The organism is Nocardia speluncae NBRC 108251, from assembly GCF_001613245.1.
GTDB lineage: Bacteria > Actinomycetota > Actinomycetes > Mycobacteriales > Mycobacteriaceae > Nocardia > Nocardia speluncae.
On record NZ_BDBZ01000002.1, the window covers coordinates 668,942 to 685,811 of the forward strand.

Annotated in this window: 13 protein-coding genes; 6 read left to right on the plus strand and 7 right to left on the minus strand. The window is 68.3% G+C overall.

Annotated features, from left to right (window positions below; all coding sequences use genetic code 11):
- Nucleotides 1–6 precede the first annotated feature (6 nt).
- Nucleotides 7–1,431, minus strand: coding sequence for a replication-associated recombination protein A (locus NS6_RS05870; protein WP_084470643.1), 1,425 nt, complete (start codon nt 1,429–1,431; stop codon nt 7–9).
- Nucleotides 1,432–1,561: 130 nt separating this feature from the next.
- Nucleotides 1,562–2,728: a phosphotransferase family protein gene (locus tag NS6_RS05875; RefSeq protein ID WP_068037310.1), complete on the minus strand. Its 1,167-nt coding sequence runs from the start codon at nt 2,726–2,728 to the stop codon at nt 1,562–1,564.
- A gap of 191 nt (nt 2,729–2,919) precedes the next feature.
- Here NS6_RS05875 and NS6_RS05880 point away from each other — a divergent pair, with 191 nt between their 5' ends.
- Complete coding sequence (locus tag NS6_RS05880; protein ID WP_068037313.1) at nt 2,920–3,960, plus strand: DUF2189 domain-containing protein; 1,041 nt, start codon at nt 2,920–2,922, stop codon at nt 3,958–3,960.
- Between the two features lie 99 nt (nt 3,961–4,059).
- Here the strand turns inward: NS6_RS05880 and aspS are convergent, their stop codons facing one another.
- Nucleotides 4,060–5,883: an aspartate--tRNA ligase gene (gene aspS / locus NS6_RS05885; protein WP_068037316.1), complete on the minus strand. Its 1,824-nt coding sequence runs from the start codon at nt 5,881–5,883 to the stop codon at nt 4,060–4,062.
- Nucleotides 5,884–6,028: 145 nt separating this feature from the next.
- Between aspS and ypfJ the strand changes: the two genes are divergently transcribed.
- Nucleotides 6,029–6,952, plus strand: a complete 924-nt coding sequence (gene ypfJ, locus NS6_RS05890) for a KPN_02809 family neutral zinc metallopeptidase (protein ID WP_068037319.1) — start codon at nt 6,029–6,031, stop codon at nt 6,950–6,952.
- Between the two features lie 9 nt (nt 6,953–6,961).
- Here ypfJ and NS6_RS05895 read toward each other — a convergent pair whose 3' ends face one another.
- On the minus strand, nt 6,962–8,554 hold the full coding sequence (locus NS6_RS05895) for a hypothetical protein (protein WP_068037322.1): 1,593 nt from the start codon (nt 8,552–8,554) through the stop codon (nt 6,962–6,964).
- Entirely contained in the window at nt 8,551–8,868 is a 318-nt protein-coding gene (locus NS6_RS05900; RefSeq protein ID WP_068037326.1) for a type VII secretion target, read from the minus strand. Before NS6_RS05900 ends, NS6_RS05895 begins: the two co-directional genes overlap by 4 nt.
- Before the next feature lie 198 nt (nt 8,869–9,066).
- Here NS6_RS05900 and NS6_RS05905 point away from each other — a divergent pair, with 198 nt between their 5' ends.
- The 4 genes from NS6_RS05905 to NS6_RS05920 all read left to right on the plus strand — a co-directional run bounded on the left by NS6_RS05905 (nt 9,067) and on the right by NS6_RS05920 (nt 14,501).
- Complete coding sequence (locus NS6_RS05905; RefSeq protein ID WP_068037330.1) at nt 9,067–10,068, plus strand: NAD-dependent epimerase/dehydratase family protein; 1,002 nt, start codon at nt 9,067–9,069, stop codon at nt 10,066–10,068.
- 31 nt (nt 10,069–10,099) lie between these two features.
- The gene (locus tag NS6_RS05910) at nt 10,100–11,116 is read left to right on the plus strand and encodes an Rv2578c family radical SAM protein (protein WP_068037333.1); all 1,017 of its coding nucleotides are present in this window, start codon (nt 10,100–10,102) and stop codon (nt 11,114–11,116) included.
- Nucleotides 11,117–11,445: 329 nt separating this feature from the next.
- A complete protein-coding gene (locus tag NS6_RS05915; protein ID WP_068037336.1) occupies nt 11,446–13,407 on the plus strand; it encodes a 2-oxoacid:acceptor oxidoreductase subunit alpha in 1,962 nt (653 codons plus the stop codon).
- Nucleotides 13,404–14,501 (plus strand): 2-oxoacid:ferredoxin oxidoreductase subunit beta, encoded by a 1,098-nt coding sequence (locus NS6_RS05920; protein ID WP_068037339.1) that lies wholly within the window; start codon nt 13,404–13,406, stop codon nt 14,499–14,501. Before NS6_RS05915 ends, NS6_RS05920 begins: the two co-directional genes overlap by 4 nt.
- A gap of 304 nt (nt 14,502–14,805) precedes the next feature.
- Here the strand turns inward: NS6_RS05920 and NS6_RS05925 are convergent, their stop codons facing one another.
- Nucleotides 14,806–15,450, minus strand: a complete 645-nt coding sequence (locus NS6_RS05925; RefSeq protein ID WP_084470644.1) for a hypothetical protein — start codon at nt 15,448–15,450, stop codon at nt 14,806–14,808.
- A gap of 43 nt (nt 15,451–15,493) precedes the next feature.
- Nucleotides 15,494–16,759: a histidine--tRNA ligase gene (gene hisS / locus NS6_RS05930; protein WP_068037342.1), complete on the minus strand. Its 1,266-nt coding sequence runs from the start codon at nt 16,757–16,759 to the stop codon at nt 15,494–15,496.
- Nucleotides 16,760–16,870: the final 111 nt, after the last annotated feature.

The following is a 16,870-nucleotide window of genomic DNA, read 5'->3' on the forward strand; positions in this document are numbered from 1 at the left end:
GAATTATCACCGAGCCGGGTTAGGCGTACCACCCTCGGTTGCGGCGGGCTGAGCCCTGCTGCGTCCGTTCGGGGTCCGCAGACCGCGGACTATCCGGCGCAGGGCACTCACCCGGGGGCCCACGGTCCGCTCGTTGCCGTGGCCGGTCGGGTGGTAGTAATCCACCCCGACCAGTTCGTCCGGCGGGTACTGCTGGGCGAGCACGCCGTCCGGGTCGTCGTGCGGGTACCGGTAGCCCTGCGCGTTACCGAGCGCCGCGGCGCCGGAGTAGTGGCCGTCGCGCAGATGCGGCGGCACCGCGCCCGCCTTGCCGGCCGCGACATCGGCCATGGCCGCGCCGATCGCCGCCACCACGGCGCCCGATTTCGGGGCCGTGGTGAGATGGATCGTGGCCTGGGCCAGTGCCAGCCGGGCCTCCGGCAAACCGACGAGTTGCACCACCTGCGCCGCGGCCGTAGCGGTCTGCAATGCGCTGGGGTCCGCCATCCCGATGTCTTCGCTGGCGTGGATCATCAGGCGCCGGGCGATGAAGCGCGGATCCTCCCCCGCGGTCAGCATCCGGGCGAGGTAGTGCAGGGCGGCATCCACATCGGAGCCACGAATGGATTTGATGAACGCGCTGATCACGTCGTAGTGCTGGTCACCGGCCCGGTCGTAGCGGACGGCGGCCTTGTCCACGCTGGCAGCGACCAGCTCGAGGTCGATCACGCCGTCGAGCGAAGATCCCGCGGAGGCCTCCAGTGCGGTGAGCGCGCGACGGGCATCACCCCCGGCGATCCGGACGATATGGTCGATCGCCTCGTCGGTGACGGTGAACTGCTCGCCCAGCCCGCGGGGGTCGGCGAGGGCGCGGGTGAGCACGGTGCAGATATCGCCGGCCGTCAGCGAATGCAGCTGGAGCACCAGCGACCGGGACAGCAGCGGCGCGACCACGGAGAACGACGGGTTCTCCGTGGTCGCACCCACCAGCAGCACGATCCGATTCTCGACCGCGGCCAGCAGCGCGTCCTGCTGAGTTTTGGAGAACCGGTGCACCTCGTCGATGAACAGCACGGTCTGTTCACCCGCGGTCAGCCGCCGCCGGGCCACCTCGATCACCGCGCGCACCTCCTTGACGCCCGCCGACAATGCGGACAGCGCCTCGAACCGGCGCCCGGTGGCGTGGGAGATCAGTGAAGCCAGGGTGGTCTTCCCGGTTCCCGGCGGCCCGTAGAGCAGAACCGACGCCGCCCCCGAGCCTTCGACGAGACGACGCAGCGGTGAGCCCGGACCGAGGAGATGCTGTTGCCCGACCACCTCGTCCAGGGAGGCGGGCCGCATCCGAACCGCCAGTGGTGCGCGGGTGTCGCCGATCCGCGCGGCCTGATCCAGCGCGGCGAAATCCGGTGCGCCCGGCCCCGCACCGGGCATATCGAACAGACCGTCACTCATGCCGTATCCCTTTGGGGCTCGACCGAGGCCCTCCGTGGGGACGTTTCGCTACCGCCTCCCGGCCTGACGCACTCATGCCTGCGACCGTACCGCCCGCCGCCGACACCTGGCCCGGGGTGGACTCCGGGTATCAGCTCAGATGTTCGTCGAGGAGCGCGCAGACGCCCTCGGCGAAATCGCCGACCGCGTCGTTACCGAGGCACCGCGCGTCCTCGGCCAGGCCGGCCCACCGGTTGAGCAGGGCATCCGATCGCGGCACCGACAGCCCGTGTTCGCGGGCCGCCGCGATCCGGGTGTGATCCGCGGGCAGGAACCAGTACGTACTGAGCCACACCCAGATCAGCCGCGCCTCGAGAATCTTCTCGGCAAGGAGGTCGTCATCGGCGAGGGCCGGCCATACGCCGACGACCTCGGCCCGCCACGCCTCCACCATCTGGGTGCCCAGTTCGCGAGACAGCTCGATATCGCACAGGCAGCCGGGGAAGGACACCAGCGCGTAGGCGATATCGAGGGTGGCGTCGCGGAAGCCGCCCCATTCGTAGTCGAGGATGCGGGCACCCTCGTCGTTGATGATCACGTTGTCCGGACACAGGTCCGAGGGGCTGAACGCCCGGAACCGGCCGCCGCCGAACAGGCGGGCCGCGTGGGCGACCTGGTCGGCCACCTCGTCGGGTACCTCGATACCGAGTTCGCGCCGCAGCAGGGCAGGCACCTCGGTGACAGCGGCCTCGGACTGCTGGGCGATACCGTCCACCCGGTGCAGTACATCGACCCGGCGAAGCAGGGCGACGAAATCGAGTTCACGGCCGACCGTGGCAGCATGCATCCGGCCGAGCGCCTGCGCGAACGCCATCATCGCGTTCTGAGCGGCCGGTTCGGCACCGGAGCGCAGCACATCGGTGAGTTTGGTGTTCTCGCCCAGATCGCTGAGCACGAGCAACCGGTCGGGCAGGCTGTGCGCGATCAGGTAGGCGCCCGGACGCTCGCCCCGGCTCAGCGCGGTGGTGAACTGGTAGGACACCGCTTCCCGGAGGAAGGCCGAATCGACGCTGGCGACACCCGGCATGATCGTCACGTTCTTGGGGTCCGCGACGGAACCGCGCACCTGCTTGACGATCAAGGTGCGAGGTAGGGAGAAAGCGTTCTCGGCGACCCGGACCCGTAGGACGGTCGTCCGTCCGCTGCCACTGAGTTCAGCGGGGTCGCTCAGCTTCACCGGAGCACCCATTCGCTTTGTGAGCAACTGCTGCGCTGCGGATACGACTTCGGTGGCTCGTTCGGCCAGTAGTGCAGTCATCGCATCTCAAGTTACTCGCATTCGGTCACTTCTAGCGAGCGGTTACACAACCTTTCCGTGTCGTCCGGCGTGTCAGGCATGTTCCCCGGCGCATCTGCCGCCTGCTTGACAGCGCTGCGCAGGTCGGGTTTTCTCGATCTGAACTGCTGTGCGCCACACCGGAAACCCGTCCCGCCGAAAGGTATGCCAGCGTGACCGACACACCGAGTTCCGTCCCCGACTCCCCCGGCGCCCCGGACCCGGCAGGCAGGCAACCTTCCCCCGGCGAACCCCGGCCCGTGGCCGAAGGCACCCCGGCCGCGGACAGCCCGCGTACCGCGGATTTCCCCGGGGGCGTCGTCCACGCCCCGGGGCACAGCGGCGAACCCGGGATGAAGAAATCCGTCACAACCGCGGGCCCCGGCACCGACCCCGCCGCGCGCACCGTCACCGATGAACCCGCCCAACCCGCGCAGCTCGCTGCCACGGAACAGCCCGCACCGCAGCATCCGGTATCGGACAGCACCGTTCCCGACCCGGCCGCCGGCCAACCGGTCTACGGCCCGCCCGGTACGGGCCCCGGGCCGGAATCCCCGGTCTACGGCTACCAGGCGCTCGGCTCCGGGATCCCTGGACGGCTCGATGTCGGGCACGCGCTCAGCTATGGATTCGAGAAGTTCCGCCTCAATCCGGGCCCCTGGATCGCGGCGACCTCACTCGGTTTCATCATCTATCTGCTGTTCTATCTGGTGGCACGGATCACCGAACCGCGGTCGATGACGGCGTTGCTGGTGCTTTTCGCCGTCGTCATCGCCGGCCTCTGGATACTCCAGGCCGCGCTCGTACGCGGCGCGCTGTACGAAACCGACGGTTACCGTCCGGGTTTCGGTTCCTACTTCTATATCGGCAATCTCGGTAACGCATTCCTGACCGCGCTGCTGGCCTTTCTGGCCACCACTCTCGCCTCCGCGGTGTGCCTGATTCCCGGGGTGCTTGTCGGTATCGGCTGCATGTTCTCGCTGCATTTCGCCGTCGACCAGGGGCAGACGCCGGTCGAGGCGATCAAATCCAGTTTCTTGCTGGCCCTGCGGGATCCGTGGCGGGTGTTCCTGTTGGCGCTGACGGTTGTCGTGGTCGCCTGCCTCGGTGTGCTCGCCTGTGGGTTCGGCCTCCTGGTGGCCGGGCCGGTCGCGGCGATCGCGGTCACCTACGCGTATCGCACGCTCACCGGTGGTCCGGTCGCACCCGTCTGACGTATCCGGCGCTCCGTCTCCGCAGGCCACCGCCGTCGTACTCGGGCCCGGGACCCGCCCGGCCGCTGGACACCAACGGCCGGGCACAGGGTCCAGTGTCTAGCCGGCGCCCGCCTCGGTAACCGCAGCACCGGCCGCACCGTTGGTCTCGGCCTTGCCTTTGTTCTGCGGCCGGGCATCCAGCCCAGCTTCTTTGCGCTGTTGCGCGGTGATGGGCGCAGGAGCGTCGGTGAGCGGATCCACACCGCCGCCGGTCTTGGGGAAGGCGATGACCTCGCGGATCGAGTCGAGCCCGGCGAGCAGGGCGACGATCCGGTCCCACCCGAAGGCGATACCGCCGTGTGGCGGGGCACCGAAGGCGAACGCGTCCAGCAGGAAGCCGAACTTCTCCTGCGCCTCGGCCTCGCTGATCCCCATCACCTGGAAAACGCGCTCCTGCACATCCTTGCGGTGGATGCGGATGCTACCGCCGCCGATCTCGTTACCGTTACAGACGATGTCGTAGGCGTAGGCGAGGGCGGAGCCGGGATCGGTGTCGAAGGTGTCGATCGACTCCGGTTTCGGCGAGGTGAAGGCATGGTGCACCGCCGTCCACGAGGAATGCCCCAGCGCCACATCGCCGCTGGCGGTGGCATCGGCGGCCGGTTCGAACAGCGGCGCATCCACGATCCAGACGAACGACCACGCGTTCTCGTCGATCAGCCCGACCCGCTGCGCGATCTCCGACCGCGCCGCGCCGAGCAGGGCACGCTGCGCTTTGGCCGGTCCGGCCGCGAAGAACACGCAATCCCCCGGCTGGGCACCCACATGCGCGGCCAGCCCTTCCCGCTCGGCCTCGCTGAGGTTTTTGGCGACCGGCCCGCCGAGCGTGCCGTCCTCACCGATAAGCACATACGCCAGGCCTTTCGCGCCGCGTTGTTTGGCCCATTCCTGCCAGGCGTCGAGCTGGCGCCGCGGCTGGCTCGCCCCACCGGGCATGACCACGGCACCGACATAGGGCGCCTGGAACACCCGGAACGGTGTTTCGGCGAAGTATTCGGCGCATTCGGTGATCTCCACCCCGAACCGCAGATCCGGTTTATCGCTGCCGAACCGGCGCATCGCCTCGGCATAGGTCATATGCGGGATCGGGGTCGGGATCCGGTAGCCGATGAGTTCCCACAGGGCCACCAGGACGTCCTCGGCCAGCAGGATCACATCCTCCTGGCGCACGAAGCTCATCTCGAGGTCGAGCTGGGTGAACTCGGGCTGGCGGTCGGCCCGGAAGTCCTCGTCGCGGTAGCACCGCGCGATCTGGAAGTAGCGTTCGATACCGCCCACCATGAGCAGCTGTTTGAACAGCTGCGGGCTCTGCGGTAGCGCATAGAAGCTTCCGGGCTGCAACCGCGCCGGGACCAGGAAATCGCGGGCCCCTTCAGGGGTGGAACGGGTCAGCGTCGGGGTTTCCACCTCGACGAATTCGTGGCGTGCCAGCGCCGAGCGCGCGGCGGCGTTCACCTTCGACCGCAAGCGGATGGCATGGGCCGGGCCCTCGCGGCGCAGGTCCAGGTAGCGGTACCTCAGGCGGGCCTCCTCGCCGGGCTGCTCGTCGAGCTGGAACGGCAGCGGGGCACTTTCGTTGAGCACCTCGAGTTCCTTGACGTTCACCTCGACCGCGCCGGTCGGCAGGTCCGGGTTCTCGTTTCCCTCGGGACGCTGTTCGACCACGCCGACGATCCGAATGCAGTACTCGGCCCGCAGCCGATGCGCCTGCTCGGCAGCCGGGCCTTCCCGGAACACCGCCTGCGCCACACCGGAGGCGTCGCGCAGGTCGATGAAGATCACGCCACCGTGGTCACGCCGCCGGGCCACCCAACCGGAGAGGGTCACGGTCTGACCGGCCTGCTCGCCTCGCAACGAACCGGCCAAGTGGGTGCGCAGCACGGGATTCCTTTCGACGTTCGGAGCACACCGGGACGGCCACCGGATGCGGTTGCCATCGTAGTGTGCGCCGGCGGGCGGACCGAAACGGATATATTGCCAACGCCAGCAAAGTCGCAGCAAATACGTTCTCAGACGGGATGCCCGCATGACCTTCAACGAACGCGTGCAGATCGATCCCGGCCGTGCCTCCTCCGGTGGCGGCCCCCGCCGCGGTGGCAGGCTGGCCCTGGGGGGCGGTGCCGGCGGGCTGATCGTACTGGTCCTCGCCCTGCTGATGGGCGGCGATCCCGGGTCGACACTCGGCCAGTTCACCGGCACCCAGGACACGGCGCAGCGCGAGGTCACGGCCGGCACTCCCGAGCACTGCCGGACCGGCGCCGACGCGAACACCTATGTGGACTGCCGAGTGGTACTCACCGCGCAGAGTCTCGACGCCGTCTGGGCCGAGCAACTGCCGGAACAGACCGGCGTCGCCTACGAACCACCCGCGTTACGCCTGTTCACCGGTTCGGTATCCACCGGCTGCGGATATGCGACCAGCGCGGTCGGCCCGTTCTACTGCCCGGCCGACCGGACCGCATATTTCGACGTGGGCTTCTTCCAGGAACTCGTGGACCGCTTCGGCGCCGCGGGCGGACCGCTGGCACAGGAGTACGTCGTCGCGCACGAGTTCGGCCACCACATCCAGACCCTGCTCGGCGATATCGGCCGAGCCCAGAAGGATCCGCAGGGCCCGGAATCGGGGGCGGTACGCAGCGAGTTGCAGGCCGACTGTTACGCCGGTATCTGGGCGCATTACGCCGACCGCACACCCGCACCGGGCTCGGACACACCGCTGCTGCAACCGCTCGACGACGCCGATATCCGCGATGCCCTGTCGGCGGCGGCCGCGGTCGGCGACGACCGGATCCAGGAGTCGGCGCAGGGCCGGGTGAACCCGGAGGTGTGGACGCACGGCGCGGGCGAGCAACGACAGAAATGGTTCCTCGCCGGATACCGCACCGGTGAGGTGCAGTCCTGCGATACCTATTCGGCGACGAATCTGGACGATCCCGAGGGGCTGCGATGAACGGGAGGGTCAGAACTGGCTGTCGTAGCCGGCGTCCTCGTCGGGATCGACCGCTCCGATGACCTCCGGTGCCGATTCCCCCAGCGGACCCGTGAGGTCGTCGTTGCCGGTCGCACTGCGATACGACTCGACTGTCCGGCCATGTTCTTCTTCGTTGTTGCGCTGACCGGCCGCACCCGCCGCACCGCCACCCATGAAACCACTGGACGCCGGATTGGTGGCCGCGGGAGCCATTCCGGTGGGTAGTGCGCCCGGCCGGAGCACATTGCTGATCGGCGGCGTGGTCGCGCCGGGAACGCCCGGCACCGACGGCGCCCCGGGGAGGCCTGGAGTACCGCCCGGCGCGCCACCGGTCGACAACCCCGGGCTGCCGCTCGGCATACCGGGGCTGCCCGGGCTACCGGTGCTCAGCCCGGCCGCGGTGGTCGCCGCCGGCTCACCGGTGGCCGAGCCCAGCACGGATTCCAGGCCCGACGGATCCGAGGCGAGGCTCTGCGCCTGCTGCAAGATCGGTTCACCGACGCTCTGCGCCACACTCTGGGCGGCCTGAGCCGCCTGTTGCCCGTCCACGCCGAGCATCTGCTGCACCACACCGCTCAGTTCCGCGGTTTTACCTGCGAGGTTCCCGCGCGTGATGTTGGTGACCGTCACGGCCTGGCCGAGGTGTTCGGTGGCCGAGGCGATGAGCGCGGTCTGCGCGGGCGGGGTCATCACCACCGGCGCGAGGGCCGTGGCCTGGGTGAGGAAGGATGCGGCGACGGTGGTGAGCTGCGCATTGCCCTGCTGCACCACTGCGGCCGCGGCCTGCGTCATGGCCGAGATGTCGAATCCGTGCTGGCTTGTCTGCACACCGGAATTGTTGGCTTCCTGCCCGGCTGTCTGGGCCGTCTGGGCGGCCCCGCTCTCCCACGACTGCCCCATGGCGGAAAGGCTGCTCTTACCCACGCCCATCGCCACCTCGATGACCTGGGATGCCTGGCTGAGGATGGCGGTGGGGTCCAGTGCGCCGAGGACACCGGTCCCGAAACTGCTCAATAGATCGCGGATGGGCGCGAAAAGCATGTCGATTCCCGGCAGCGCCGGCAAGGCGGCGCCGTTGAGCAGGGCACCCACCGGATCGGACGGTAACGCGGGTGCGGCCGCGGCGGGAACGCCCGCGGCCGCACCCGCAGGCGCGCCCACACCCGCGGCCGCCGCGGCTTGGCCGAGGAGGCCCTGGGCCGTGTCGATCACCGGGGCTGCTGCCTGGTTCACGACGCCCAGCACATGTCCGGCCTGCGCGGATACGTCGTCGACGGCGCCGGACAGGATGTCCTGGGCCTCCGGGGCGCCACCGTTGAGCCCCGAAAGCCCCGGGACGCCGCCCGGCATCCCGGCCGTTGCGGGCCCGTCCTCGGAAACACGCTGGGAGAGCACGAATTCCGGCGACTCGACCGGCACTTCACCTTCCGGAAGCTGAGCCAGCGGAACATCCTGGATCGCCGCACCGGGGTCCGGAGTGGTCGCCGGCGCCGCGGTTACCGGGATATCGGAGGGAACGGCATGCTGCAACTCGGGAGCGATGAGGCCCGCGGTACCCGCGCCGGTGTCGAGCGGTTTCACAGCGCGCCCCCCGCCGTACCGAGCACGCCGGCGGTGCCGTCATCGGTGAGGTCGTAGTTGAGCGCGGAGGAGAACGCCGCCTGGGACAGGTGCTGGTACTTTGCCGCGAGATCGTTGATATCGCGGGCTTGCAGCACCTGCGCGGCCGCGAACATGGCCAGATAGTCGGCGCCGATCAAACCGAAGGCCGGCGCCAGCGCGGCAGCATCCCGCACCGCGTCGAAATTGGCAACACCGGCGATCTCGGTGCCGATCCCGGCGTTCGTGGTACCGAACACCCGCAGCGCTTCGGTTTCCACCGAGGTATTACTCATCGGGCTCCCCCCTGACTGATCGTGAACATCATCGCCACCGTGTGAGACTTCTCGTGTGCCACAACGACACGCGCCCCTGCGGTGTCGAATGGTTGCCGCCCGAATATAGCCCACCCCGCCGGTCCCGGACGAGCTTGCGCCCCGGCCGCAAAACTAGAACAGGTTGCAAATTAGAACGAGTTCTATACTCTCGTCCCCATGAAGGTCGCAGTGACCGGCGCAGCCGGCTACCTGGGTACGAATCTCCTCTCGCTGCTCGCGGAGCGCGGCGACGAGATCACCGCCATCGACCGGGTGGCCCCCCGGCACTCCGCCGCGGCGGACGTCACCTGGGTGAGCGCCGATGTCCTGGACCCGGCTTCCATGCGCGCCGCCCTCGACGACGCCGAAGTCGTGTACCACCTGGTAGCGGTGATCACCCTGGCCGACAAGAACGACCTCGCCTGGCGAGTGAACACCGAGGGCGTCCGCGTGGTGGCCGAGGCCGCCCACGCAGTCGGGGCCCGCCGGTTCGTGCATGCGAGTTCGATCCACGCCTTCGACCAGTACAGCTGCGGTGGCTCGATCGACGAGACAACCCTGCGCTCCACCGAGACCGGCCTCCCCGTCTACGACCGGTCCAAATGGGCCGGTGAGATCGAGCTCCGCAAGGTGATCGAATCCGGCCTGGACGCGGTGATCTGCAACCCCACCGGCGTATTCGGGCCGGCCGACCACGGGACGCCGCTTTCCCGGATCAATCGCTACCTGCGCGATGCCGCCCGCGGCCGTATTCCCGCAATGATCAACGGCGGTTTCGACCTGGTCGACGTCCGGGACGTGGCACGGGGCCTGATCCTGGCCGGCGAGAGCGGCCGCACCGGGGAGAACTACCTGCTCGGCGGCGAGATGATCTCTATGCTCGACCTCTGCCGGATGGCCGCCCGGCACGGCGGCAAGAAGGGGCCACGCTTCTCCATCTCGCCCAAGCTCGTCTCGGGCCTCATTCCGGTGATGGAGCCGATCGGTAAACGCCTGGGAACCGATGTCGTCTCCAAGGCCGCACTCGGCGCGCTGGTTTCGGCGCCACTGGTCGACCACGGTAAAGCCACCCGTGAACTGGGATATCAGCCCCGGCCGATCGACGACACCGTACGCGATCTGGTGGCCTTCTTCGCAGACCCGCACGCCCCGCTACCCGATTTCACCCCGACTGCTTGACACTAGTTAGAACGCGTGTTCGACTGGTCGCGTGCGGTGGCAGAACCAGAACCTGGACGCCGACGACGGCGCACTGCCCGGCCTCGGCCGGGCCGGGTTCGCCCGCACCGTACAGACTCCGGACTTCGACGGCATCACCTTTCACGAAGTGCTCTGCAAGAGCGCACTGAACAAGGTTCCCGACGAATCGAACCTGCCGTTCCGGTGGACGATCAACCCCATGCGTGGGTGTTCACACGCCTGCCGTTACTGCTTCGCCCGCGGATCGCATGAATACCTCGAACTCGATGCCGGAACGGATTTCGACACCCAGATCGTGGTGAAGACCAATATCGCGGCGGTACTGCGCCGCGAACTCACCCGCCGCTCCTGGCATCGGGAGCAGGTCGCGCTGGGGACGAACACCGATCCCTACCAGCGGGCCGAGGGCCGCTACCGGCTGATGCCCGGAATCATCAGGGCCCTCACCGATTCCGGTACGCCGTTCTCGATCCTCACCAAGGGCGGCCTGCTGCACCGGGATCTGCCGCTACTGAACCTGGCCGCACGCGAGGTCGGAGTGCATATCGGGATCTCGCTGGCCCTGCTGGATCCGGAGTTGCATCGCGGCCTGGAACCCGGCACCCCTGCCCCGCGGGCGCGCCTGGATCTGGTCCGCGCCTGCGGTGATGCCGGTTTCGCGGTCACTGTGATGGTGGCGCCGGTGGTTCCGTACCTCACCGACGGCCGTGCCCAGCTCGACGAACTGTTCGGCGAACTCGCCGCCGCCGGTGCGGAATCAGCGGTGGTCATTCCCCTGCATCTGCGCGGTAGTACACGTGGCTGGTTCCTGGACTGGCTCGCCGAAAACCATCCGGCACTCCTGCGCCGATACCGGCAGCTCTACCGGCGCGGCGCGACTGTCGCACCCGAATACGCGTCGTGGCTGCGGGAACGGGTCGAGCCGCTGCTACGCGAGCACGGTCTACGCCCGGAAGAACCACCGCCCCCAGAGGTCCGTCCGGCACCGGAACCCGCCGGTACGCCGCAACTCGAGCTGTTCGCCTGACCCCCCGGGGGTCGGCAGTCCGGTGACGGCTTCCAGGACACGGGGGCGGTCGCGTGGCGAATCGTGTGCGGTGGAGTCATCGGCACAAATAGATTCTTGCCTGGACACTGGTCCGGTCATCCGTCTCGGCATGGTGACCTCACAACAGACTCCTGAACAAGCCCGCTAGCTGCACCCTCGCGCCGACGACCGGACGGCCGACGGCTCCGGACGGCCCGGCAAACCCGCGCCCGCGGCGCACCGGGCGCGCATTTTCCCGGCGCGGTGCCCCCCGGCAAGGGTAGGTTGGCGGCTGGTAGCTCATTTCGACGAGGAAGTGAAGCACGCGTATGGTTTCGCACCCCGACAACACCGCCCCGGCCGCTGCCACGCCGACCGAAAACACCTCCGGCGCAGCGATACTGGATCGCGTCGTCATCCGGTTCGCGGGCGATTCCGGTGACGGTATGCAGCTCACCGGTGACCGGTTCACCCATGAGGCGGCGGCGTTCGGCAACGACCTGGCGACCCAGCCCAACTTCCCGGCCGAGATCCGTGCTCCGCAGGGCACCCTGCCGGGTGTGTCGTCGTTCCAGATCCAGATCGCCGACCACGATATTCTCACCGCCGGAGATCAGCCGGATGTGCTGGTCGCGATGAACCCGGCGGCACTGAAGGCCAATCTGGCCGAGTTACCGCGCGGCGGCACCCTCATCGTCAACACCGATGAATTCAGCAAACGCAATCTCACGAAGGTCGGCTATTCCGCCGACCCGCTGACCGGCGAAGATCTCGCGGACTACATCGTGCACCGGGTCGCCATGACTTCGCTGACCCTGGCCGCCACCGAATCCGCCGGCGTGGGTAAGAAAGACGGTCAGCGGGCGAAGAACATGTTCGCCCTCGGCTTGCTGTCCTGGATGTACGGGCGGCCCATCGGCGGCACCGAGAAGTTCTTGCGGGAAAAGTTCGCCGACAGGCCGGAAATCGCCGAGGCCAATATCCTTGCCTTCCGGGCCGGCTGGAATTACGGCGAAACCACCGAGGCGTTCGCCACCACCTACCGGGTCGCCCCGGCTGCCCTGCCCGCGGGTACCTACCGGCAGATCACCGGGAACACCGCCCTCGCCTACGGCCTGATCACCGCCGGGTCGCTGGCGGGGACCCCGCTGTTCCTGGGCACGTACCCGATCACACCGGCATCCGACATCCTGCACGAGCTGAGCAAACACAAGAACTTCGGTGTCACCACCTTCCAGGCCGAAGACGAGATCGCCGGTATCGGTGCCGCCCTGGGCGCCGCGATCGGAGGTGCGCTGGGAGTCACCAGTACGTCGGGGCCGGGTCTGGCGCTCAAGAGCGAGACCATCGGGCTGGCGGTGATGACCGAACTGCCGCTCGTGATCGTCGATGTCCAGCGCGGCGGGCCGTCCACCGGTTTGCCGACCAAGACCGAACAGGCCGATCTGCTGCAGGCCCTCTACGGCCGCAACGGCGAATCCCCGGTCGCGGTGCTGGCGCCACGCTCGCCGGCCGACTGCTTCGCCACGGCGGTGGAAGCGGCCCGGATAGCCCTCACCTATCGGACGCCCGTTCTCCTGCTGTCCGATGGGGCGATAGCCAACGGATCCGAGCCGTGGGCCATCCCCGCCGTGAACGAACTCGAACCGATCGACCCGGCATTCGAGCCCGCGGGCGACGGTGATTTCCAGCCCTATGCCCGCGATCCGGAAACCCTTGCCCGCCCATTGGCCGTACCGGGGACCGCAGGTCGGGCTCACCGGATCGGGGGCCTGGAGAAGGCCGACGGCAGCGGTGACATCTCCTACGATCCGGCCAACCACGAGCTGATGGTACGGCTGCGCCAGGCCAAGATCGACGGTATCGCGGTACCGCCCGTCGAGGTCGACGACCCGGACAGCGCGGCGCGGGTTCTGCTCATCGGCTGGGGCAGCTCGTACGGGCCGATCGGCGAGGCCTGCCGCCGCGTCCGCCGGCGGGGGGCGCGAGTCGCCCAGTTGCATCTGCGCCATCTCAATCCGCTACCGCCCGACCTCGGCGATACGCTGCGCCGCTACGACACCGTGGTAGCACCCGAGATGAACGGCGGACAGCTGGCCTGGCAGCTGCGGGCAAAGTACCTCGTAGACGTGCAACCATGGACAAAGGTGGCGGGTACCGCCTTTTCCGCCCAGGAACTGGTCGGTGTGATCGATGCGGCACTGGACGGCACACTGGCCGAACTGGAGCAGAGCAAGGCGTTCACCGCGCGAGCGCGAGCGACCTATCGGAGGAACGGGGGCGCATCATGACCATCACCGACACCTCGTCGACCGGGGCAGACCTCGGCATCACGCCGGTCTCGGGATCGACCGGCGTACCAGCCGCGGACGGCCCGCAGAAGGCCAAGGACTACACCTCCGATCAGGAAGTGCGCTGGTGTCCCGGCTGCGGTGACTACGTCATCCTCGCTACGGTGCGTGGGTTCCTGGCCGAACTCGGTCTGCGGCGGGAGAACCTCATGTTCGTCTCCGGGATCGGCTGCTCCAGCCGTTTCCCCTATTACCTCGACGCCTACGGGATCCACTCGATCCACGGCCGTGCCCCCGCCATCGCCACCGGACTGGCGGTGACCCGCCCCGATCTGTCGGTCTGGGTGGTCACCGGGGACGGTGATGCCCTCTCCATCGGCGGAAATCACCTCATCCACGCCCTGCGCCGCAATGTGAACATGACCATCCTGTTGTTCAACAACCGGATCTACGGGCTCACCAAGGGGCAGTACTCCCCCACGTCCGAAGCGGGCAAGGTCACCAAATCGACGCCCATGGGCTCGGTCGATCACCCGTTCAATACGCTGTCGGTCGCGCTCGGCGCGGAGGCGACCTTCGCCGCCCGGGCCCTGGATTCCGATCGTGCGGGGCTCACCGAGGTACTGCGTGCCGCCGCCGAACACCGCGGTACCTCGTTCGTGGAGATCCTGCAGGACTGCCCGATCTTCAACGACGGTTCCTTCGATGTGCTGCGGCGCGGCGACAGCGAATCCCGCCTGATCCCGCTACGGCACGGCGAACCCCTGCGCTTCGGCGCCGACGGCGAATACGCGGTGGTGCAGCGTGGTTTCGGACTGGCCGTTGCGCCTGCGGCGGAGGTCGCGGAGAGCGAGATCGTCGTCCACGACGCCCACTGCGACGACCCCGAATACGCCTACGCTCTGTCACGCCTTTCCGACCAAGATCTCGATCACGTGGTCACCGGCACATTCCGGTCCGTCCAGCGACCGACCTACGACGACGGCGTCCGCGCGCAGACCACGGCGGCGCAGGAGAAGAACCCGGTCGGCCCCGACGGCCTGCAGCGCCTGCTCACCGGACCTGAAACCTGGACGGTCCGGCCGGCGCAGTAGCTCACTGCCCGAACTGTACGCGCCGGACCGGCACTCAGCGATTCGCGGAGTCCCGGATTCGCCGACGCAGAACGCGCCTCGGCACCGTCCGCACGACCCCGGGTGGTCAAGGCCGCGGCAGCAATGCCTTTTCCGCCGGCAATCCGGCCGACGGAGTCTGCACGCGGCCGTCCAGAGCGCAGGCGTCCGGGTTGTGGGCGGATAGATGCCCGCCGGTGGCGACGACCGCCCGGCCGGTGATCCGAGCGATGACTTCGGGCTCATCCCTGCACCACGTTCTGGGGGATGTGGGTAGCGACCCATTTCAGTACAGGCCGGTGATCTCCTGGTCGGTGAGCACGATCTGAGCGACGTAGTCCTTGTTGCGGGCCGCGGCGACCGCCCGGTACAGGGGACGCTCCGGGAGCGGAGCATCGCGGGCTTCGGCGCGTAGCTGATGCACCAGCAGTTCGACGACCGCGATACCGGCCGCGAGTTCGCTGCGGGACAGGGTGTCGGCCAGTCGGCGCAGGCCCAGGATGTGCAGTTCACGACCGCTGCCCGCGTCGGTGTACATGGCCAGTGGTACCAGTTGGCGGTCCGGTCCGGCCGTGAGCCGTAGGACCACACGGCTGAGGCGGCCGGGATGGACCAGCAATTCGACACCGGTCACAGCGGGAACCCGTAGCTGCCGGGTACGCCACAGGGTGCGGGCGTACAGCGTGTTCCCCGCCAGCCACAGGCGACGGCGCCGGACTGCCAGGACGTACGCGACGGCAGGCACGGCCACCACGAGCGCCGCCACCACCCCGGCAACCGGTTCCAGGAACAATCCGGCCACCGAACCGACAACCAGGGCAAGACATACCGCGACCAGCGCCAGTCGGCGAAGGACGGGCGCATACATCTCGGGTGCTACCAGGTCCAACCCGATTCGCTGGTCGGCGGCGGGTGGAGGCGAATCGGTCACGGCGGCGCTTTTCGGTCCGGGGGGCAGGGTCGCCCGCAGAGTACTACGGGCGGCCGGACAGCGTGGTGACGATCTCCGCCAACGGGATCTGCCGCTGGTCGCCCGTGCGCATATCCTTCAGCCCGATGGTCTGTTCGGTCAGATCACGGTCACCGAGGATCAGGGTGTAGCGGGCGCCCGAGCGGTCGGCGGCCTTCATCGCCCCCTTGACCCCGCGCTCACCGTAGACCAGGTCGACGCTGATACCGGCGGCCCGGAGTTCACCGGCCAGTACCACCATCCGCTGTTTCGCGGCATCCCCGAGCGGAACCCCGAATACCTCGCAACGTGCCGGATCGCCCACGCCGACCCCTTCGGCGGCCAGTGCCAGAACCGTACGGTCCACCCCGAGCCCGAAGCCGATACCGGACAGCGCCTGCCCGCCCAGCTCTGCCATCAGACCGTCGTAGCGGCCGCCGCCACCGATCCCGGATTGCGCGCCCAAGCCGTCGTGCACGAACTCGAAGGTCGTCTTCGTGTAATAGTCCAGGCCACGCACCATCCGCGGGTTCAACACGTACCGCACGCCGAGCCCGTCCAGGTGGCCGAGAACCCGGTCGAAATGATTCTTCGCCGATTCGGAAAGATGATCCAGCATCAGCGGGGCATCGTCGGTCATCTCACGTATCTCGGGCCGCTTGTCGTCGAGTACGCGCAGCGGGTTGATCTCGGCGCGGCGCCGGGTCTCGGCGTCGAGGTCGAGACCGAACAGGAATTCCTGCAACCGTTCGCGGTACTGCGGACGGCAGGTGTCGTCACCGAGCGAAGTGATCTCGAGCCGGAACCCGGTGAGACCCAGACTTCGGAAACCGGCGTCGGCGACCGCGATGACTTCGGCATCCAGCGCGGGATCGTCGACGCCGATAGCTTCCACCCCGACCTGCTGCAACTGCCGGTAGCGGCCCTTCTGCGGGCGTTCATAGCGGAAGAACGGGCCCGCGTAACTCAGTTTCACCGGCAGCTGACCACGATCCAGGCCGTGTTCGATCACCGCACGCATCACCCCGGCCGTGCCTTCCGGCCGCAAGGTCACGCTGCGTTCGCTACGGTCGGAGAAGGTGAACATCTCCTTGCTCACCACATCGGTGGACTCACCGACCCCGCGCGCAAACAGTTCGGTGTCCTCGAAGATCGGCAGCTCGATATGCCCGTACCCGGCGAGTCGGGCGGCGTTGAGCAGGCCGTCGCGTACCGCGACGAACTCGGCCGAACCGGGCGGGACATAATCCGGCACCCCCTTCGGGGCGGAGAAGCTGCTGGTCTTGGTCACGGTGAATCAGTTTCCCCCACCCGGCCCGGTCGAGTCCAACCGGTTACCGCCCGCCGGGCCACAGCGCGGAGAGTCCCGGGCAACATCCGGGGACAAACAGACGGAGATGGC